This is a genomic window from Xenorhabdus mauleonii (assembly GCF_900113945.1).
Lineage (GTDB): Bacteria > Pseudomonadota > Gammaproteobacteria > Enterobacterales > Enterobacteriaceae > Xenorhabdus > Xenorhabdus mauleonii.
The window spans coordinates 174018-194695 of sequence record NZ_FORG01000002.1 but is presented as its reverse complement, the minus strand read 5'-3'; the positions used below and the strand labels follow the sequence as shown (position 1 = coordinate 194695).

At 45.4% G+C, this 20678-nt stretch carries 13 protein-coding genes and 2 pseudogenes; 9 read left to right on the top strand and 6 right to left on the bottom strand.

Features of this window, described 5'->3' with window-relative positions:
• Positions 1 to 38: 38 nt before the first annotated feature.
• The 6 genes from accD to BM100_RS02260 all read left to right on the top strand — a co-directional run bounded on the left by accD (position 39) and on the right by BM100_RS02260 (position 5850).
• Positions 39 to 986 (top strand): acetyl-CoA carboxylase, carboxyltransferase subunit beta, encoded by a 948-nt coding sequence (accD, locus tag BM100_RS02285; RefSeq protein WP_092507553.1) that lies wholly within the window; start codon positions 39 to 41, stop codon positions 984 to 986.
• Complete coding sequence (folC, locus tag BM100_RS02280) at positions 979 to 2286, top strand: bifunctional tetrahydrofolate synthase/dihydrofolate synthase (RefSeq protein WP_092507551.1); 1308 nt, start codon at positions 979 to 981, stop codon at positions 2284 to 2286. Before accD ends, folC begins: the two co-directional genes overlap by 8 nt.
• Positions 2276 to 3013, top strand: a complete 738-nt coding sequence (gene dedD, locus BM100_RS02275) for a cell division protein DedD (protein ID WP_092507549.1) — start codon at positions 2276 to 2278, stop codon at positions 3011 to 3013. Before folC ends, dedD begins: the two co-directional genes overlap by 11 nt.
• 160 nt (positions 3014 to 3173) lie before the next feature.
• Positions 3174 to 3662 (top strand): colicin V production protein, encoded by a 489-nt coding sequence (cvpA, locus tag BM100_RS02270; protein ID WP_092507547.1) that lies wholly within the window; start codon positions 3174 to 3176, stop codon positions 3660 to 3662.
• Positions 3663 to 3695: 33 nt separating this feature from the next.
• Complete coding sequence (gene purF, locus BM100_RS02265; protein ID WP_092507545.1) at positions 3696 to 5213, top strand: amidophosphoribosyltransferase; 1518 nt, start codon at positions 3696 to 3698, stop codon at positions 5211 to 5213.
• 46 nt (positions 5214 to 5259) lie between these two features.
• Complete coding sequence (locus BM100_RS02260) at positions 5260 to 5850, top strand: UbiX family flavin prenyltransferase (protein WP_092507543.1); 591 nt, start codon at positions 5260 to 5262, stop codon at positions 5848 to 5850.
• A 5-nt stretch (positions 5851 to 5855) separates the two neighbouring features.
• Here the strand turns inward: BM100_RS02260 and BM100_RS02255 are convergent, their stop codons facing one another.
• Entirely contained in the window at positions 5856 to 6770 is a 915-nt protein-coding gene (locus tag BM100_RS02255; protein WP_092507541.1) for a TIGR01777 family oxidoreductase, read from the bottom strand.
• Between the two features lie 150 nt (positions 6771 to 6920).
• The gene (locus tag BM100_RS02250) at positions 6921 to 7541 is read right to left on the bottom strand and encodes a glutathione binding-like protein (RefSeq protein WP_092507539.1); all 621 of its coding nucleotides are present in this window, start codon (positions 7539 to 7541) and stop codon (positions 6921 to 6923) included.
• 175 nt (positions 7542 to 7716) lie between these two features.
• Here BM100_RS02250 and yfcD point away from each other — a divergent pair, with 175 nt between their 5' ends.
• Together yfcD and BM100_RS02240 are read left to right on the top strand one after the other, a co-directional pair.
• On the top strand, positions 7717 to 8247 hold the full coding sequence (yfcD, locus tag BM100_RS02245; RefSeq protein ID WP_092507537.1) for an NUDIX hydrolase YfcD: 531 nt from the start codon (positions 7717 to 7719) through the stop codon (positions 8245 to 8247).
• Between the two features lie 621 nt (positions 8248 to 8868).
• The gene (locus BM100_RS02240) at positions 8869 to 9606 is read left to right on the top strand and encodes a class I SAM-dependent methyltransferase (RefSeq protein WP_092507535.1); all 738 of its coding nucleotides are present in this window, start codon (positions 8869 to 8871) and stop codon (positions 9604 to 9606) included.
• A 181-nt stretch (positions 9607 to 9787) separates the two neighbouring features.
• Here the strand turns inward: BM100_RS02240 and BM100_RS02235 are convergent, their stop codons facing one another.
• Positions 9788 to 10879 carry a PfkB family carbohydrate kinase gene (locus BM100_RS02235; protein ID WP_169924659.1) on the bottom strand — a complete coding sequence of 364 codons (1092 nt, stop codon included), beginning with the start codon at positions 10877 to 10879 and terminating at the stop codon, positions 9788 to 9790.
• 1094 nt (positions 10880 to 11973) lie between these two features.
• Here BM100_RS02235 and BM100_RS02230 point away from each other — a divergent pair.
• Complete coding sequence (locus BM100_RS02230) at positions 11974 to 13155, top strand: SDR family oxidoreductase (RefSeq protein ID WP_092507531.1); 1182 nt, start codon at positions 11974 to 11976, stop codon at positions 13153 to 13155.
• 47 nt (positions 13156 to 13202) lie between these two features.
• On the opposite strand, the gene BM100_RS24145 is transcribed toward BM100_RS02230, so the two are convergent.
• The 3 genes and pseudogenes from BM100_RS24145 to BM100_RS24135 all read right to left on the bottom strand — a co-directional run.
• Positions 13203 to 17657, bottom strand: coding sequence for an amino acid adenylation domain-containing protein (locus tag BM100_RS24145; RefSeq protein WP_479688362.1), 4455 nt, complete (start codon positions 17655 to 17657; stop codon positions 13203 to 13205).
• Positions 17652 to 19160: pseudogene (locus BM100_RS24140) on the bottom strand (non-ribosomal peptide synthetase); the annotation flags it as partial. The gene BM100_RS24145 and the pseudogene BM100_RS24140, both read right to left, overlap by 6 nt.
• A gap of 60 nt (positions 19161 to 19220) precedes the next feature.
• Positions 19221 to 20678: pseudogene (locus BM100_RS24135) on the bottom strand (condensation domain-containing protein); the annotation flags it as partial.

The following is a 20678-nucleotide window of genomic DNA, read 5'->3' as shown; positions in this document are numbered from 1 at the left end:
AGCTGGCATTAGCCAGATTCAGACGGAAAGGTTCATTAATGAGCTGGATTGAAAAGATTCTAAATAAAAGCAAAATTATGCAAACCCGCAAGGCAAGTATACCTGAAGGGGTTTGGACAAAATGCGATAGTTGTAGTCAGGTACTTTATCGTGCTGAATTAGAGCGTAATCTGGAGGTGTGTCCTAAATGTGACCACCATATGCGTATCTCAGCTCGCCAGAGACTGGCTGCATTTTTGGATGAAGGCACTGGCACAGAATTAGGTAGCGAATTGGAACCGAAGGATGTCCTGAAATTCCGCGATATCAAAAAATACAAAGATCGTCTGGTTGCAGCTCAAAAGCTAACTCAGGAAAAAGATTCCCTGATAGTCATGAAAGGGGCATTGCATGAAATGCCCGTAGTAGCAGGCGCATTTGAGTTCAACTTTATGGGTGGTTCAATGGGCTCTGTAGTCGGAGCGCGTTTTGTTCGCGGGGTTGAACAGGCTCTGGAAGATAACTGCCCGTTTGTCTGCTTTACTGCCAGTGGCGGTGCGCGTATGCAAGAATCACTGATGTCACTGATGCAGATGGCAAAAACCAGCGCAGCGCTGGCAAAAATGCAAGATCGTGGCCTGCCATACATTTGCGTTTTGACTAACCCAACCATGGGTGGGGTATCGGCAAGTTTTGGGATGCTCGGTGATATTAATGTTGCTGAACCTAAAGCACTGATTGGTTTTGCCGGCCCTCGCATAATTGAGCAGACAGTGCGTGAAAAATTGCCGGAAGGTTTCCAGCGCAGTGAATTCCTACTGGAGAAAGGTGCGATTGACATGGTCGTACGCCGCCCAGAAATGCGTGATAAAATCGCCAGCCTGCTTGCAATGATGACTCATCAACCACAGCCGGGAACAAAAGCAGAGCCAGTGACAGAAATTGTCGTTGAACCTGCTGATATTGAGGCTGATATAAACATCAACACTAATAAAGACGATGTCTGATATTTTGCAAATTCCTCAAGCCACGTCGCCATTGATGACGTGGCTTTCTTATCTGGGAAACCTGCATACCAAGGCCATTGATATGGGGCTTGAGCGCGTAGGTAAGCTCGGCAAACAATTGGGTTTGTTGGAGCCTGCGCCAAAAGTCATTACGGTATCAGGTACTAATGGCAAAGGAACAACCTGCCATACTCTTGAATCTATTTTTTTGGCCGCTGGGCTTAAAGTTGGCGTATATAGTTCGCCACACTTGGTGCGTTATACCGAAAGAGTACGCATTCAGGGCAAAGAGCCGACAGAACAAGATTTCTGCCGAGTCTTTGCGGATATAGAAGCTCAGCGAGGCGATATCTCATTAACCTATTTCGAATACGGCACTTTGGCTGCGCTACAGCTCTTCAAAGAGGCTGATCTGGATGTTGTGATATTGGAAGTTGGGCTAGGCGGGCGTCTGGATGCAACAAATATCGTGGATGCGGATATTGCGGCAATTACCAGCATTGCACTGGATCACATTGATTGGCTCGGAGCAGATCGCGAACTGATAGGCCGTGAAAAAGCGGGTATCTTTCGTCGCGGACGGTTTGCGGTTATCGGTGAACCAGACATGCCACACTCAATAGCCGAAGTGGCTGATGAGCTGGGAGCTAAGATCTTCCGTCGTGGTGTTGATTGGCATTTCACACAAAATAAGGAAAGCTGGTGCTGGGCAACGGCGGATCAGCAATTCAATGAACTGCCTTTACCCAATTTGCCATTGGCGAATGCTGCTACTGCATTGGGCGTGATCCATTGTCTATTGCAGCAGGATGATAAAGTCAGCCGCGCAATTGATGAAAAAGCTATCCATGCAGGATTGCAAAATGCCCAGCTACCGGGGCGCTTCCAAATTGTCAGGGAGAAGCCGCAGGTTATTTTGGATGTTGCGCATAATCCCCATGCTGCGGGCTATCTGGTACAAAAACTGGCGGAATTACCCCGCACTCCGGGCAGCAAGATCCGTGGCGTTGTGGGTATGCTGGGGGATAAAGATATTCCCGGCACACTGGCCTGCCTATCTCAACAAATTGAGGAATGGTACTGTGCATCATTGCACGAACTGCGTGGGGCTGAAGCTGAAGCATTGGTCGAGAATCTGACACAGGTCGCACAGGTTCGGACATTCGCAGAAGTGGAATCAGCATGGCAGCAGGCGATGGAAGACGCATCAGAGCAAGATATCATTGTCGTTTGTGGTTCTTTCCATACAGTTGCTCATGTCATGGAGGCTCTGGAAAAGGAGAAGGGACGTGGCCAGTAAATTTCAAAATCGCTTGGTCGGCACTATCGTTCTTGTTGCTGTGGGCGTTATTGTGTTGCCGATAATATTTGATGGCGATAAGAAATATAACGAAAACCAGTTTGCTTCCATTCCATTGGTGTCAAAACTGGGCGATGAAGAGAATATTGACTCTATCCCGCCATTGACACAAAACATGCCGTCCACTCCACCGGAAGGGGCGGCAGAAGCGATGCAAACACAAAACCAGTCCCAGGAACAATCAGGTACAGATATACTTTCCGGTACTGTGCTTTCAGGAAATACTGTACCTTCAAAAAATTCTGTACCTCCAGAAATCGCCCCTGTGACACCACCTCCAGCGGTTATCCCGAAGGATCTGAGAAATACGGGGAAAACAGAATCACCCGCTCAGCAAAAAGTGGAAAATAATTCACAGAATAAGTCTGAGCCTCGTTCTGTAACAAAGCCGGAAGCCAAGCCCAAGCCCGTAGAGCAGGCTCCGCAGGCGGTGGCATATGTTGTTCAACTTGGTGCATTGAAAAATGCTGATAGTGTGAATGAAATAGTGGCGAAATTACGCCTTTTCGGGCATCAGGTATACACTTCTCCGGCCTCTCCGATTCAGGGGCAATTGACACGAATTTATGTAGGCCCGAATGCGTCAAAGCAGAAACTTGAATCTATCTTATCTGAGCTAAAGGAGATTTCGGGATTACAAGGGCAGGTTAAAGGTTATAAACCATAATCAAATTGGTACATATGGGAGGTTAAAAACTTCCCATGAATGTCCTGTAAGAGCATAAAAAATTATTTTTATTAGTGTGATAAATCTACTGCGCAAACGTTTTCGTTTTCTGTTAGAATGCGCCCGACTTAAATGTCGGGAGCCTTTTTTGGATTAAAATATGGTCTGGATTGATTATACAATTATTGCCATTATTGGCTTCTCGGCACTGGTTAGTTTGATCCGTGGTTTTGTTCGTGAAGCACTCTCGTTAATAACTTGGGGTTGCGCTTTCTTTGTTGCAAGCCACTTCTATACTTACCTGGCGGCGTATTTCACCCGCTTGGAAGATGAACTGGTGCGCAATGGCGTTGCAATTATGATTCTATTCATTGCAACACTGATTGTTGGCGCAGTCGTTAACTATGTTATTGGTTCACTTGTTCAACGAACTGGCCTGTCGGGAACTGATCGCGTTCTGGGGGTCTGCTTTGGGGCATTGCGTGGTGTGTTAATCGTATCTGCTATTTTATTTGTCGCAGATTCTTTTACCCCGCTTCCCAAAAGCCCGGATTGGCAACAATCTCAGCTAATCCCACAGTTCAGTCAAATCATCAGGTGGTTTTTTGACTACCTGCAAAATGCGTCGAGTTTTTTGCCGGAGAGATAACGCCTCTCCGCTTGGCTGATGAGGAAAGACTACATGTGCGGTATTGTCGGTATCGTCGGTTTTACACCGGTTAACCAGTCGATTTATGATGCATTGACGGTGCTTCAGCACCGTGGGCAAGATGCAGCAGGCATTGCAACTATTAATAGTAACAATGAATTCCGTTTACGTAAGGCCAATGGTTTGGTCAAAGATGTATTTGAAACACGGCACATGTTACGTCTACAGGGAAATATTGGTATCGGGCATGTTCGCTATCCAACTGCGGGGAGTTCCAGTGCATCTGAGGCACAACCTTTTTATGTGAACTCTCCTTTTGGTATCACGATGGCACATAATGGCAACCTGACAAACGCACATGAATTAAAAAAACTGCTGTTTGAAAATGCCCGTCGCCATGTCAACACAACGTCAGATTCTGAGATCCTGCTGAATATCTTTGCTGATGAATTGACACAATTCCCTCATTTCCCTCTGGCGCCAGATGATATTTTCGCCGCAATTGCGAAAATGCATAAACGAATCCGCGGTGCTTATGCTTGTGTTGCCATGATAATTGGTCATGGATTAGTGGCTTTTCGTGATCCCCATGGCATTCGCCCTTTGGTTTTGGGAAAACGCACTTTGGAAGACGGTCGCAATGAATACATGGTTGCGTCGGAAAGTGTGGCCCTGGATACACTTGGCTTTGAATTCCTGCGTGACGTAGCTTCCGGAGAAGCGATTTACATTACGGAAGATGGGCAACTATTTACCCGCCAATGCGACGAGAATCCTTCTCTGACACCTTGTCTTTTTGAATTTGTTTATCTTTCCCGTCCCGATTCCTTTATCGACAAAATCTCCGTATACAACGCCCGCTTGAGGATGGGGAAAAAGCTCGGTGAAAAAATTGCCCGTGAATGGGAAGATTTGCATATTGACGTTGTGATCCCCGTACCGGAAACATCCTGTGACATTGCTCTGGAAATCGCCCATATCCTTGATAAACCGTACCGGCAAGGTTTTGTCAAAAATCGCTATGTGGGGCGTACTTTCATTATGCCCGGCCAACAAGAGCGTCGTAAATCCGTTCGCCGCAAACTGAATGCCAACCGTGCTGAGTTCCGCGGTAAAAATGTTTTGCTGGTGGATGATTCCATTGTGCGCGGAACAACCTCAGAACAGATTGTAGAGCTGGCACGTGAAGCGGGAGCCAAAAAAGTTTATTTTGCTTCGGCTGCACCGGAAGTTCGTTTCCCGAATGTATACGGGATTGACATGCCGAACGCCAATGAATTGATTGCCCACGGTAGAGAAGTGGATGAAATCCGTCAGCTCATTGGTGCAGATGCCCTGATATATCAGGATCTCCAAGATCTCATTCAGGCTGTACGTGAAGAGAATCCGGACATCGAGAAATTTGAATGCTCTGTTTTTGATGGTATCTATGTCACAAAAGATATTGACCAGATTTATTTGGATTATTTGGAAAACCTGCGTAAGGATGATGCCACTAATGTCCGCGGACAGAGCGAAATTGAGAATTTGGAAATATATAATGAAGGATAATATCGTTATTATCATCAAGTTATAGACCCAGATCTCAGAGGAAAGCATGAAAAAATTGATTGTCGGGCTGACGGGAGCGAGCGGTGCGATTTATGGCGTCAGGTTATTGCAGGTCTTGCAGCCTTTAGAAGGGATTGAAACGCATCTGGTCATCAGTCAATCTGCCCGGCAGACATTGGCATTGGAGACAGACTATACCTTGCGGGATGTTCAGGCTTTGGCTGATGTCGTGCATGACAACCGTGATATTGCTGCAAGCATTTCCTCAGGTTCATACAAAACACTGGGCATGGTTATTCTGCCTTGCTCAATAAAAACCTTATCGGGAATTGTACACAGTTACACTGACGGCTTGATTACCCGATCCGCAGATGTGGTGTTGAAAGAAGGCCGAAAATTAGTGTTGGCAGTGAGGGAAACCCCTTTGCATTTAGGCCATTTACGGTTAATGACACAGGCGGCTGAGATAGGGGCGGTGATTATGCCACCGGTCCCCGCGTTTTATCATCGCCCTGAGCATATTCAGGATATCATTGACCAAACTGTCAATCGTGTGCTGGATCAGTTTGATATTGAACTACCGGAAGATCTCTTCAGCCGTTGGCAGGGGGCAAAACCTGCCGGAATTCCTACTTAGTCAATTTAATCAACATTGACATCCTTTTTTACTGCATCCTGCAAGGCTTCCTCTAACCGGAAATAGCGGAAGCCAAATCCTGCCTCTTCTAACTTTTTAGGAATCGCTTGCTGCCCGCTTAAAACCAGTGTTGCGGCTTCTCCCATCATTGCTTTTAACACAAATGCAGGAATGCGGAAGATACAAGGGCGATGTAACACTTTTGCCAATATGGCACTGAATTGCTCATTATGAACAGGATAAGGTGATGTCATATTGAATGGGCCGTTCAACTCGGTCGATACCAGTAGGTAATAGATTCCATTGACCATGTCATCAATATGTATCCAGGGCATATATTGCTTGCCATCGCCGATCGCCCCCCCTAATCCCAGTCGGAACAATGGCAACATTTTTTGCAGTGCCCCGCCTTCTTTCGCCAAAACAATGCCCGTACGCAACAGACATACGCGAGTTTTATCACTTTGCGCTTGTAAGGCCAATTGCTCCCAGCGCTTACAAAGTTGATGGGTAAATTCATCGTGAGGGGAATCATCTTCAGTAATCACCGCCTGCCCTTGGTCCCCATAGTAACCAACCGCTGAACCGGAAATAAATACGGCAGGAGGCGTTTCACTGGCATTAATCAACTTGCTTAATTGCTCGGTAATGTGCCAGCGGCTTTGACAGATTTCCTCTTTTTGCTTGGGTGTCCAACGCTTGTCTAGAATGGGTTCACCGGCAAGATTAATAACAGCATCAAAATTGTTTAGATCATGCTGGTCATTGAGTGTAGTCCAGCACTCAACGAGATCGGAAAAAAGTGAGTACACCTTTTGTGGTGAACGGCTCAAGATGGTGATGGAATGGGAAATGGAAAGTAGCTGACAGGTCAAGCGATGACCAATGAGCCCCGTTCCCCCCGTAATTAAAATACGCATGGTCACCCCCTGTGACAAAATTAGTAGTCAATGACAGACTATAGCAAGGGATGATTTAGATAGCAGCGAAATATGCTGCTATCTGTTATCGGTATCAAGTTTTTTGGTGAAAAATTTTGCCATTAAGTGAATTAGTTGCACAAGTTGCAATTAGGCATCATTATAGGCCGTTTGGGTTGCGGGGCGTTGTCCGATTTTATCAAGCCATTCTCTGACAGCAGGATAATCTTCTAAATTGATGCTTTGATGTTCATGGCATTTGGCCCATGGATAAGTGGCGATATCCGCGATACTGTACTCATTTCCTCCCAAATAAGGAGTTTTTTCCAATTGAGTATTGAGTACTTTGTATAAGCGTCGTGATTCTTCCACATAACGTTTAATCGCATAAGGGACAACTTCAGGTGCATAGCGATTAAAATGGTGATTTTGACCGAGCATTGGGCCAAACCCGGCAACTTGCCAGAACAGCCACTGCAATTGTTCGGTACGCTCACGAATATTGGTGCTGAGCAGTTGCCCTGTTTTGTTTGCCAAATAAAGCAAAATGGCACCAGATTCAAAGATGGAGATAGGCTCTCCGCCGTCAGCAGGTTGATTATCGACGATGGCAGGGATTTTGTTGTTGGGAGCAATGGCCAGAAATTCCGGCTTAAATTGATCACCTGCACTGATATCAATGGGATGGATAGTGTAAGGAAGGCCGGTTTCTTCGAGAAATAATGTAATTTTATAGCCGTTAGGTGTTGGGGCATAATATAGATCTATCATATAACCTCTTGTAATAACAAAAGAATAAATATCACAGCATTACATTATCATTGTTTGTCTGTAAGATGTTACGAATTCCCTATTTTATTGTTAGTCAGTTTATCTGTTTTTGACCTTCCACAGCGGAGGGTAGGGCAAAAGCTGGCATATAAATCGTTTATTAAAGGTTTTTAGAATGGAGTTAGAAAGATCAGCCAATATCGAATGGGTCGATATTGTTAATGAAAACAACGAAGTCATCGCACAGGCGAGCCGCCAGCAAATGAGGGCACAAAATTTGAGGCACCGTGCCACTTATATTGTTGTGCATGATGGCATGGGAAAAATTCTGGTTCAGCACCGTACAGAGACGAAAGACTTTTATCCTGGAAAATTGGATGCAACGGCAGGTGGTGTCGTTATCATAGGAGAAAATCTGCTCAGTTCTGCCCGTCGGGAAGCGGAAGAAGAGCTGGGGATTGCCGGCGTACCCTTTGCCGAGCATGGCATTTTTTATTATGAAGAGAACAACTGCCGAGTGTGGGGCGGTTTGTTCAGTTGCGTTACCCACGGGCCATTCGCGTTGCAAGAAGAAGAAGTCTCCGCAGTTTATTGGCTGACACCAGAAGAAATCACAGCCCGTTGTGATGAATTTACCCCAGATTCCCTTAAAGCCCTCTCGTTGTGGATGGCGCGTAATAATCAGACTGAACTATCTGAACATTGATAATTTATTAATCTAGATGGAAAAAAGCTTATTTTTGATTAGAAAACTGTCATTAAACAAGCTATCTAAGTTAAGTATGAAGTCTATGGCAATTATCACTATTCCTATTGGATTTCAAGATGCGAATCAATGGCAAAAGATTGACGAGTATGCTTAGCCAAAGGCCTCTCTTCGGTGAGAGGCCTTTGGCTCATGGATGACCAGATGCTTATAACAACGATGATAACTGCGAGAAGGAGCCTCTCTAACTCCAACAACGCTATAACTTGAAAGGCGATATGTAATAACGTATTGATTAAGCACACTGAGTATTGTTTTTTGTAGTTCATTTCACATTATGCAAAATTAAATTTTTTCTGACTCTGAAAATCCTTCCATACAATAAGTGTGCCTGCCTTGTTAATTAGCATATGTTCTATGTTAACAGTCTTGGTTAATAAAATAGAATTTATATCTTTTTAGAAATTATTTATCTTAATTAAAACAGGATTTATCGTGGAAAATTATTGGTATAACAAAAAAAATTATATCTAATAATTTAGCGATACTTTATCTTTTATAATTATACCCTTATATTATTTTTTATAAAAATAAATATATTTATATTCAGGAGTTCTAATAATGGAAGAACAAGCCGACTACGATACTATTGGTGAGCATTATGAAAAATTTTCCAATACGGTCGCTCAACGGCAATCTGAGCTTCGAGACATACTTAATATGGTCGGAGACATACAAGGAAAGTCAGTGTTAGATTTAGCTTGTGGGTACGGTTATTATGGGCGAGAACTACACCGACGCGAGGCTTCAAAGGTAGTCGGAATTGATATCTCTGAAAAAATGATTGAACTCGCCAAAGCCAAATCATCACTGTACGGCGATGACATTGAATTCCATGTACAAGATGTATGTGCAATGGAATTGGATGAAAGATTTGATATCGTCATGGCCGCTTTCTTATTCCACTATGCGCAATCCACTAATGAACTTGAGGCGATGTTTCAAGCCGCGGCTGATCATTTGAAACCCTCTGGTAAATTGATTGCTTACATGGCTTCACCTGATTATCAATTAAAAAACGGAAACTGTGATAATTATGGCTTTAAAATTCTGAGTGAAGAGCCTTGGAAAAATGGTGTACGTTATCAGGCAGAGTTTTTGACAACCCCACCAAGCCCTTTCACATTTTATCGTTGGAGCCGTGAAGACTATGAAAACGCTGCTAAAAAAGTAGGGTTTCATCATATTAGCTGGGAAAAGCCAACGGTTTTAGAAAGCGATTTAGCACGTTATCCCCAAGGATTTTGGGATATTTATCTGCAAAATTGCGTCCATACTGGGCTTGTTTGCCAGTTTTAAGTTCATTTTCATTCTATTAACATTTATGGCTGTATTTAATACTATCCGAGATAAGTAATTCCTTTCTTATTCATTAATTTTTAAAAAATGGCCGGGTTTATTGCCCGGCCTTAGCCACAATACTCTGATTTTTTTTATTATTTTTAAGATAAGCAATGTTATTTCATTATACTTATTTATTTTACAAATCGAATGCTGACAACTGCCCAACGGCGAAAGGTGATAAGGTTAATGAATAAGTTGATTCTGTAGACAATAAAAGAGCCGCGCAGCGTTGTGCAAAATGAACACTGTCTTTAAAGTCCATACCTGCTAACGTACAATGCACTAGCCCTGCCATCATTGCATCTCCGGAACCGGTAGTATTGACAACATCGACAGAAGGCGCCGGTGAATGTCCTGAAACATAATCGAGTTCACTATAATAAACCCCATCAGACCCCATGCTTAAAATAACCCTCTGAACACCTTGTTCATGCAACCAAAATGTTACTGATTTAGCTTCTTCTATTGAATTAATTTTGACGCCACTGATTTTTTCTGCTTCCAATTTATTCGGCCGAATAGTATGAATATATGATAACCAATTTCGTACTATTCCGGCTTTATATGATGAAACTGGATTAACAAATATGGGTACATTACCCGAATTTTTAAATAACCATTCCAGTGCATCTTCGGTTAAATTACAGTCTATAACCAGTACCCCAGCTTTTTCAATGAGGGATTTAGATTTATTTAATAGCTCAGGAGTAAATTTTTTCAAAATATCCATATCACTAACGGCTGTTTGTAATTCACCATTACTGTCAACTATTGAATTATAACTTGATGTTCTTTCCTCATTGAGTATATGAGAATGGCTAACATCTACACCTGCTAGTTGGGTTTCTCTAAACAATCGTTTGCCATATGAATCATCACCGAAGACAGAAATAAGATAACTATCATTTTTTAATATAGCAATATTATGTGCGATATTTCGTGCAACACCACCTAACGTATATTTTATTTTCCCTGGGTTGGAATCTTTTTTCAATAATTCAGTTGAAGCAAAGCTGGTAATGTCCATATTGGAGGCACCAACGGTTACGGCGTAATTTCCACTGGAAAAAATATAACCTTTGCCTTTTATGTGCCCTTTTTTTTGTAAGTTTAAAATATGTCCTGCTACGCTTGAGCGGCTAATCCCAATTGCATCTGCTATTTCTTTTTGGGCAAGACAGGGGTTTTTCCTAAGAAGTTGTAATATTCTAAATTCCAGATTATCCATCTTCTTCATATCATGCCCTTATTATCGGTTAACATGGTTGTTTTTATTCCATTGTTTAATGCCAGTAAAGTCTATTTTTGTACATTGTGTTTGTAGTGAGAAAGAGATCGTAAGTTGAGTGATAAGTTATTTATCATCTAAAATGTGATTCTAGTCTTAAATTTTATCTCGAAAAATAACTAATGATTGGGATTTTCAAAAGGTTAGCAAGGAAACCATATTTTATCCTGATTAATTTATAATTAAATCAATTTGTTATGCTTGCCTCTTGTTTCCGGTAACTTTTGGTTTTTATTTTGGTTTTATTTAATTAGCAAAGTAAAAATGATATTTTGAGTTACATTAAAATGTGATGTAAAACACATTTCATAAAAGACCGCTTAAGGTGGTTAATTGATTGGGTTTTACTTTAAATTATGGGTTAAGAAGCAAATAATTGAATTTTTTTAGTGATTGCAACTATGAATATTTTAATGCTGCAAGCAAAAAATATAGTTCAATAATAATAACCAATGATTATTTTATACTGGATGAGTAAAACATGGGTTTAATAAAATACAAATAAAGATTAATTATTTTTGAAAGGCTATATGGGTATTATTAAAAATAAATCATGTTATTTAAATTGAAATCAGCTATATCGTGAATAATGGCTTTTTTGCGTGTATCGTAACGTGCTTTTTATTTATCGGAAGTACTTCATTGTGAACTATATTCACCGCATTTCAAGCAGTGCCTTAATATGCAGGGAAAAGTATTTCTGTAAGCTACATATGATTAATACAAAACTCATTTATACCCGTCGTATTTCAAATTGCATCTCTGTTGACTGCTCTCGTTTCCGGCTAATTTGTCGCTTTCTTGTTGCCTCGGCGTAATTCTGAATTTATGGCGTATGTATACCAAATATGGGTTAGCTCTATATTACCCAATAGATTTTAATTTTAATGATGTCATATCCCACCGATTCCAAATTGTAACGCATGGCAAGAGGTGAGTTCTCGGATCACACGCTGTTGATGTGATGGGAGGCCGGGAAGAACAGAAACCACCAACACCAGATTGGAAGGTGAAGGATATTACAGGAGAGAAATATGCTTAGCCACAGTAATACAGAACTCAGGAATATACTGCTTACAGGGGTGACAGGGGTCGTGGGAGGAAGGCTCCTCTTTGAGATACTGACGACAACGGATGCCAATGTTTATTGCCTGACACGGGAAACTGATGAGCAACAGGCCCTGTCACGGATAAAAACGATTCTGTCTGTCTATGATCAGGAGAAACAGTGTGAACCCGATACGCACCGCATCATTCCTGTTTTGGGTGATGTCTCTGAAAAATATCTGGGGATGGCAAACACGTTTTACCATGAATTGGCAGGTAAAATTGACCGAGTCATTCATTGTGCCGCTAACGTCAAACTGCTTTCTTCTTACAATAAAATAGCGCCCACTAATGTTCAGGGAACACTTAACATTATCGAGTTTTGTTTGCTGGCTGATGCGCCATTACTCTATACATCCAGCTTCAGTATTATTGGCAGTCGTTTGTTTCAGCAAGGTTTTGTCATGCATGAAACAGATTTGGATGTCGGGCAAAAATTCGATGGCATGGGCTATGAACGCTCCAAATTTGAAGCCGAACAAGCTATTCACAGTGCAGGGAAAAAGGGGTTGAAATGGGTTATTGTACGCCCCGGCAACATTTGGGGAGATAGTCGCAGCGGGAGCTATCCTCTGTACCAGACCAGAGTGAAAGGTTTTTACTATGACATTATTAAATCATTGGTGGAAACAGGGCTGACTTACGATTCACCGGAGGATTTTGAAATAACGCCGGTGGATTATGTGGCAAAAGCATCATTGTTCGCCATTTCGAATATTCAAAAGTTTGACAGAAAAACTTTGCATTTGGTTAATCAGACTACGATTAATTTTAATCAGTTTGTTGCCTATCTGCGTGAATTTGGTTATCGCATTCGAACCATCGACAATAACGATTTTATACAATCAGTATTACAAAAGCGGATATATCGCAATGGCGAACCCTATAATTCAGTTTACATGGATTTGCTGAGCGTGTTTTACAGTAAAGGCATCATCAGTGAAAGAGCAAAATATGCCACACAATTAACCACGGAATTACTCAGTGGCAGTGGAATTCAGTGTGCTCCGTCTAGTGATGCATTAATTTCTTGTTATTTAAATTACCTGATTGAACAACAATTTATTTTGGCACCACAAGATCAGGGAGAAGGTGCTGAAATAATCTAAAATAGGGCAGCCGTTCTGGCTGCCCCTTATTTATTATTTACCGCTTATCATTGAATCTTGGCGATGGCAGAAGCCAATTCTTGCACGAAAGGATCACGCATAATGGAAATGTGATCGCCAGATAAAGTTTGTGATGCCACGTCACCTGTGACCAACTCTTTCCAACCATCGATAAAACTCTCGATAGATGTTCCCAGTTCTTCATGTTCTTGGTTGTTGTTTGCCAAAAACAGGTGAATGTTTCCTGAATATTCTCCCTGAGGTTGATAAGCCATCAAAGAGTGCGCCTTGAAGACCCGCAAATAAGTCTCAATCTCCTGTGAAGCAAGCTGGGGTGGCAGCAGTTCTTCTTCAATCAGGCGAAGGCGCAGGTTGTCTATCCGCTCTTCTTCTTTCATGATTTGGAACTCTTCTTCAGTGAAGATATCTTCCGCGCCTTCCAGTGCGGCAAATACGTTACCGAATTCTGCTATCCAACGGCTGTCAGACCATTCTGATTCGCTTTTCTGAGCCACGCTTTCCAAGGGGGATTCGCTGTCGACCAATGCCAGTAAAGCAATCTCTTCGCCTTGTTCAACAAGCTGACGTGCAATTTCGAATGCGAGCCAAGCCCCGAAAGAGTGTCCACCCAAGTGATAAGGGCCGTTTGGCTGAACCTTCCTGAGATTGTCGATCATTGCACTGGCCATGACTTCAAGGCGTTCCGGAACATCATGACGCCCATCCAGCTCAGGAGATTGCATGCCCCAGACAGAATAAGTGCCGGCCAGATTGGTAGCCAATTCCTGCAAATAAAGCACATGTCCGCCAGCGCCCGGGGCAAAGAACAGCGGAGTGTTATTGGTGTTTTTTGACAACCTGACCATAGAGCCAACATCGCTATTGTCACGTTGTTCGATAACACGGGCCTGTTCCTTAATTGTCGTGATTGCCATCAGGCTCGCCATCATGCTTTGCTCAAGCTCTAATCGTTCAATTGCCAAAGAGCAGGCTTTCAGGATGAGCAAAGAGTGCCCGCCCAATTCGAAGAAATGGTCATGGCGGCTGACACGTTCCAATCCCAGCAGATTTTGCCAAATTTGGGCCAATACGGTTTCAGTTTCGCCTTGCGGGGCTTCATAGCTGCGGGTCACGATGGCGGATTGATCCGGCGCCGGGAATGCCCGCCGATCGATTTTGCCGTTGGAGGTCAGTGGAAAAGCATCCAGAATGACAAATGCGCTCGGCAGCATATAGTCCGCAAGGTGCTGCGCGAGTTGCTGGCGCAGTTCAGCGGGAACCAGTTTGGCTTCAGGCTGGGGCTGAACATAGGCAACGAGGCGTTTATCATCCGGAATTGTTTCACAGACAAGCACAATGGTGTCAAGAACTCCCGGACATTGGGCAAGGCGCGCTTCTATTTCGCCAAGCTCAATGCGGAAGCCACGCAGTTTGACCTGAAAATCATTGCGCCCCAGATAGGCAATGCTGCCATCCGGCAACCAGCACCCCAGATCGCCTGTTTTATACATACGGGCGCCCGGTTGTTCGCTGAATGGGTCAGCAACAAATTTTTCTGCCGTTAAATCGTCACGGTTCAGGTAGCCACGGGCAACGCCTGCACCACCAATGTGAATTTCCCCGCTGACGCCGAGAGGAACCGGTTTCCCCTGTGTATCCAGAATATAAATACGCGTATTGGGCAGGGGATATCCAATCGGGATGTTATCTGCCATTGGCAATGTATGGTGCTTATCCAGCGTCAATGTTGTCGCAATAACCGTTGTTTCCGTCGGGCCATAGGAATTGATCCAACGGCAGGATTGGGTTTCTGGCATTGATTGCCAATTCAGTAAATGCCGAAGTTCAGCTTTTTCACCCCCAACAATGATGGTATGCAGGAATTGACCGAATCCACTGCGTCCTGCCATCATTTCTTGTACCCATTGGTGCCAGAAAGCGGTTGGCATATCCATGATGGTGATTTTCTGCTCATTGAGCAAAGCGACAAACTCAGCATTCGGTGCACGGATATGAGCCGGACGCAGAACCAGAGTTGCACCCGATGCCAGCGTTGGGAAGATATCGGATACCGAGGTATCAAATGCCACGGTGGCAAATTGCAGGATACGATCACCCGGCTGAGGTTCACTGGTTTTGTGTTGGGCGTGGATAAAATTCACCACATTCCGGTGTTCCAGCATGACGCCTTTAGGCTGGCCGGTAGATCCTGACGTGTAAATGATATAGGCCAGATGATGCGATTGCAGTCCCATCTTATTGGCATCGGGGTTGTATGCCGGTTGTTGCGCCACACTTTCCTGATGGGCACTGTCATCCAGCAAACAGACATTGACGCCTTGAACTGGCAGACGCGATTGCAAGTGTTTCTGGGTCAGCAACAAGGTAGGCTTGCTGTCTGAAAGCTGATAGGCCAGACGATCGACAGGGTATTCCGGATCGAGAGGAACGTATCCTGCACCCGCCTTGAGGATAGCGTACATGCCGATAATCATGTCCGGACTGCGATCAACACAAATGGCTACGCGGTCATCTGGGCGTACACCAGAAGCGATCAAATAATGGGCCAGCTGGTTGGCATGGCGATTCAGCTCTGCATAGCTCAACTGGTTTTCGCCAGATATCAGTGCGATGGCATCAGGGGTACGCTCTGCCTGTTGCTCGAACAACTGGTGGATTAAGCTATTTTGTGGGTAGCTTGTGGCGGTAATGTTGAATGTTTCCAGCAACTGGTTGCGCTCTGCCAGCGACAAAATATCGATGGTTTCAATTGATTGTTCAGGCGAGTTTTGCAGTGCCGCCACAATTCCTTCCAGCGCAGCATTCATGTAGGCATTGATGCGGGCTGGATTGATTTGCTGATTACATTGGGCAGTCAGGGAGAATCCGGCGTCAAAGTCATCAACATCCAGCGATAGCGGATAGTTACTGCGTTCTTCGCCATCCAGTTCCCGAATGCCTTCCCAAGCCTGCGACGCCAGATCTTCATCCGCACGCGGGCTATGGCGGAAATTGAGCAGGCTGTTGAACAGTGGCAATGAAGCCGGGATCCCGCTGCAACGCTGGGCCATAGCCAATGGTGCCTGTTCATGTTCCAGCAAGGCACTTAACTGCTGATACGTTTCCTGAACGGCTTGCTTAACAGTACGAGCCTGTAGCCTTACGCGGATAGGCAAGGTATTGATGAACATTCCAAGCACTTCGGAAGCACCGACACCACCTTGCAAGCGCCCAAGCAGGACTGTGCCGAATACCACATCGCCTTTCCCGCTGCATCGCGCCAATACCTGTGCCCATGCCACGTGAAACAATGCAGCCGAACTCATGCCCAGCTGACGTGCGCATTCGCGTAAATTATGGGCCAGCTCGCTATCCAGCGTGAAAACATCTTCCTCGATTTCATTCAGATTATTGCCCTGAACATCAAGCAACCCGAAAGGCAAGGTGGGCTCTTCCACATCCGCCAACAATGCTTGGAAATAATTCTGGTGGGATTCCAGCGGAACTTTATTGATTTGGGCGATAAAGTTACGGTAAGGCAATGGCGTTGGTAAGCTGTGACTTTCTCCCAGCAACAAGGTTTGTATTTCACTGAATATAATCTCCAGTGAGATGTGGTCACAAACCAGATGATGGTAGAGCAGGGAAAGCAGCCATTCACCGGAAGCGGGATCTTGGGCAATATAAGCCGCCATTAGGGGAGCTTTGGTAATATCCAGCCTGATTACGTAAGGATCAGCAAGGCGGCGCAACTGCATTTCAGCGCTTTCTGTCATTGAGGGATCTGTTGACAGTGCAAGCTCAATGATCGGCAGGGGAGCGCGGCGATTGACGACCTGTACTGGTTCAGGCAACTCTTTCCAGTGCACTGAGCTGCGCAAGATATCATGCCGGTCAATGACATGCTGGAGCGCCTGTAAAAAATTGTCCAACCGTGTCCGGCTGTCAAAGACCACCAGATGGTTATCCAGATAAATATCGCTCTCTTGCTCCAGCAAGTAATGGAACAGAATGCCTTCCTGCAATGGCCCCAACGGATAAATATCCTGGATATTCGGGATCCCACCCGTTACGCTTTCAATGATCTGGTCAATCTGGCTTTGTGCCATTTCCACCAACGGCAGCATATCGGGAGTAATGGCCTGACTTTCTGGTTGGATAAGATTGGGCGGAACATCCGGCAGGCTGCTGTCTTGTCCAGTATTTTGGCTGATGAGAGCGCTCATGGCGACCAACGTCGGGGCAGAGAAAACGGCACTGACATCAAGGGAAAGGCCATGCTGGCGTAACTGCTCAATTAAATTGACTACCAGTAACGAGTGCCCACCCAATTCAAAGAAATTATCTTGTCGCCCGACTTGTTCCAAATTGAGCAAAGATTGCCAGACCGCCGCCAGTTTCTGCTCGATTTCGCCTTGTGGCGCTTCATATTCACGGCTGACGATCGACGTGTGGTCAGGAGCTGGCAATGCCTTGCGATCCAGCTTGCCATTGGCGGACATCGGGAAAGCATCCAGCATGACAAACGCGCTGGGCAGCATATGCTCCATCAAGCGGCTGCTCAGTTGCTCACGCAGATGAGACGGACTCAGCGTGACACCGGCCTGCGGGATCAGATAAGCCACCAAACGCTTATCTCCCATGCCTTCTTCACGGGCAATCACCACTGCATCACTGACACCTTCACAAGCAGCAAGCTGGGTTTCGATTTCTCCCAATTCAATGCGGAACCCACGTATTTTGACCTGAAAGTCATTGCGCCCCATGTACTCAATCATGCCATTTGGCAGCCAGCGCCCCAAATCCCCGGTTTTATACATGCGGGCATTCGGCCGTTCGCTGAATGGATCAGAAATAAACTTCTCTTCCGTCAAATCGGGACGATTCAGATAACCGCGGGCAACACCGGCTCCGGCAATGTGAATTTCGCCCGTTACGCCGACGGGAACAGGCTGCCCGTGAGTGTCCAAAATATAAATGCGGGTGTTGGGCAATGGGTAACCAATCGGGACTGAACCCATGAATTCGGGATCGGCTTCGCCGTTCCGATTCAATTGATTTAGGGTCAATGTGGTGGCAATGACCGTCGTTTCGGTTGGGCCATAAGAGTTGATCCAGCGGCAGGATTGCGTCTCTGGGCTGGACAGCCAATTCATTAAATGGCGGTATTCTGCTTTTTCTCCCCCGACAATGATGGTATGCAGGTAAGGGCTGAAACCACTGCGCCCTTCCATCATTTCCTGTACCCAGTGATGCCAGAAAGCGGTTGGCATATCCATGATGCTGATTTTTTGCTCACGCAAAAAATTGACAAAGGTAATGTCCGGTATTCTGATGTGGGGTGGGCGCAGAACCAAGGTAGCACCGGATGCCAGCGTCGGGAAAATATCAGACACTGACGTATCAAATGCGACAGTGGCAAATTGCAGGATGCGATCCCCAGGCTTGGGTTCACTGGTCTTGCGCTGGGCATGAATAAAATTCACCAAATTGCGATGTTCCAGCATGACGCCTTTAGGCATGCCGGTTGAACCGGAGGTGTAAATAATATAAGCCAGATGTTCCGGTTTAATTCCCAGCAAATCGGCATCAGGGTTATGGTGCGGTTGCTGTGCCACATGGTTGCGATTATTTTCATCATCAAGCAACCAAATGTTTACCGCTTGAGTGGATAAACGGGATTGCAAATGTTGCTGGGTCAGCAATAACGTGGGCTTGCTGTCGGATAATTGATAGGCCAGACGCTCGGCAGGGTATTCAGGATCAAGTGGAATATAGCCAGCCCCGGCCTTGAGGATAGCGTACATGCCGATAATCATGTCCGGACTGCGCTCTGCGCAAATGGCGATGCGATCATCAGGGCGTACACCAGAAGCGATCAGATGATGCGCCAATTGGTTGGCATGCCGGTTCAGCTCTGCATAACTTAATTGGCTGTCACCAAACGCCAGTGCGATGGCATCAGGAGTCTGTTCTGCCTGCTGTTCAAACAGTTGGTGAGCCAACAACTCTTGGGAATACAGGAAATCTGTCTCATTGAAATCCAGCAAAACCTGACTGCGTTGCGCTGCCTGCAACAGTGGCAAATCTTCCACCCGCTGTGAATCATTGGTAACCATTGCAGCCAGCAAGGTTTGCAGGTAACTGGCGATGCGCTCCACGCTGGTACGATCAAACAGATCACTGGAATATTCCAAGTCACCCACTAAACCGTCTTCGGTGTCATTCATGGAAAGAGACAGATCAAACTGTGCAATGTTTTCGCTGGCATTGATTTCACTGATTGTGGCACCGGGCAATTCGATATCTTGTTGTCCCGGAGTATTATCCACTGACATCATCACTTGGAAAATCGGGCTGTAGCTGAGGCTGCGAGGAGGTTTCAATGCTTCAACCAGTTGCTCGAATGGCAGATCTTGGTGAGCATAGGCTTTCAGGGCGTGACTTTTGATCTGCGCCAGCAAGCCACTGACTGTTGGATTGTCATCCAATTGAACCCTAAGTGCCAACGTATTGACGAAGAAACCGATCAACGGCTCCAATTCCCGATGTTGCCGATTGGCAACGGGAGTTCCGATAACCAAATCTTTTTGGCCACTGAGGCGGGAGAGCAATGTTGCCCAGCCGGCCATCAGGGTCATAAATAAAGTTGTTCCGTGACGCTGGCTGAGAGCCCTCAATCCGGCACTTAATTCCGGTGGCAGAATGATATCAACACGCCCTCCGGTGTAACTCTGTTTTTCCGGGCGAGGTCTGTCCGTGGGCAGCTCCAGCAGTGCCGGGGCGCCCTGTAGCGCGTTGCGCCAGAAATCCACTTGTTTTTCCAGCATTTCACCCTGTAACCATGCCCTTTGCCAAAGGGCATAGTCAGCATATTGGAGGGTCAGGGGGGGCAGGGGATCATCCTGCCCTTCGCTGAATGCATGATAAAGGGTTGCCAGTTCATTCATCAGCACATTGAGTGACCAGCCATCAGAAATAATGTGGTGCTGAGTTAACAGCAAAACATGCTCATCTTCTGCCAGCCGGAGTAACCGGCCCCTGATCAGGGGGCCTTTTGTGAAATCGAAGGACATGTTAGTTTCATGCCGGGATATTTCCCCGATGGCGGCTTGCTGATCAGCCACCGGCAGGTGGCTGATATCTTCCATTGCCAAAGAGAAACCTGAGCTGGGTTCACCAATGATCTGCTGGGCTTGGCCTTCCACAACGCCGATCGTAGTGCGCAAGATCTCATGGCGGGCAACAACCCTGTCCAGTGCCGCTTTCAACGCATCCTGATCCAAATGGCCTTTCAGTCGCAGGCCGCCGGGAATATGGTATGCCGTCTGTGCTGCCGGATCTAACTGTGCCAGAAACCAGAGGCGCTGCTGCGCCCAGGATAAAGGCAATGTCTTTTGATCGGCGCTTCTCGGTACAATCTGGTTCTTTTCCGCCACCTGACTGTTTTGGATGCGTTCTTTAATCTTTTTCTGGAGTACTGCTTGTCTTAACTTAAGCAGAGTTTGTTCGTTATTGCTCAT

What these genes read in the sequence shown, in the direction of transcription:
- accD (WP_092507553.1), top strand. Translation starts at nt 39, where the DNA reads ATGAGCTGGATTGAAAAGATTCTAAATAAAAGCAAAATTATGCAAACC.
- folC (WP_092507551.1), top strand. Translation starts at nt 979, where the DNA reads ATGTCTGATATTTTGCAAATTCCTCAAGCCACGTCGCCATTGATGACG.
- cvpA (WP_092507547.1), top strand. Translation starts at nt 3,174, where the DNA reads ATGGTCTGGATTGATTATACAATTATTGCCATTATTGGCTTCTCGGCA.
- purF (WP_092507545.1), top strand. Translation starts at nt 3,696, where the DNA reads ATGTGCGGTATTGTCGGTATCGTCGGTTTTACACCGGTTAACCAGTCG.
- BM100_RS02260 (WP_092507543.1), top strand. Translation starts at nt 5,260, where the DNA reads ATGAAAAAATTGATTGTCGGGCTGACGGGAGCGAGCGGTGCGATTTAT.
- BM100_RS02255 (WP_092507541.1), bottom strand. Translation starts at nt 6,770, where the DNA reads ATGCGTATTTTAATTACGGGGGGAACGGGGCTCATTGGTCATCGCTTG.
- BM100_RS02250 (WP_092507539.1), bottom strand. Translation starts at nt 7,541, where the DNA reads ATGATAGATCTATATTATGCCCCAACACCTAACGGCTATAAAATTACA.
- yfcD (WP_092507537.1), top strand. Translation starts at nt 7,717, where the DNA reads ATGGAGTTAGAAAGATCAGCCAATATCGAATGGGTCGATATTGTTAAT.
- BM100_RS02240 (WP_092507535.1), top strand. Translation starts at nt 8,869, where the DNA reads ATGGAAGAACAAGCCGACTACGATACTATTGGTGAGCATTATGAAAAA.
- BM100_RS02235 (WP_169924659.1), bottom strand. Translation starts at nt 10,879, where the DNA reads ATGGATAATCTGGAATTTAGAATATTACAACTTCTTAGGAAAAACCCC.
- BM100_RS02230 (WP_092507531.1), top strand. Translation starts at nt 11,974, where the DNA reads ATGCTTAGCCACAGTAATACAGAACTCAGGAATATACTGCTTACAGGG.
- BM100_RS24145 (WP_479688362.1), bottom strand. Translation starts at nt 17,657, where the DNA reads ATGTCCGCCAATGGCAAGCTGGATCGCAAGGCATTGCCAGCTCCTGAC.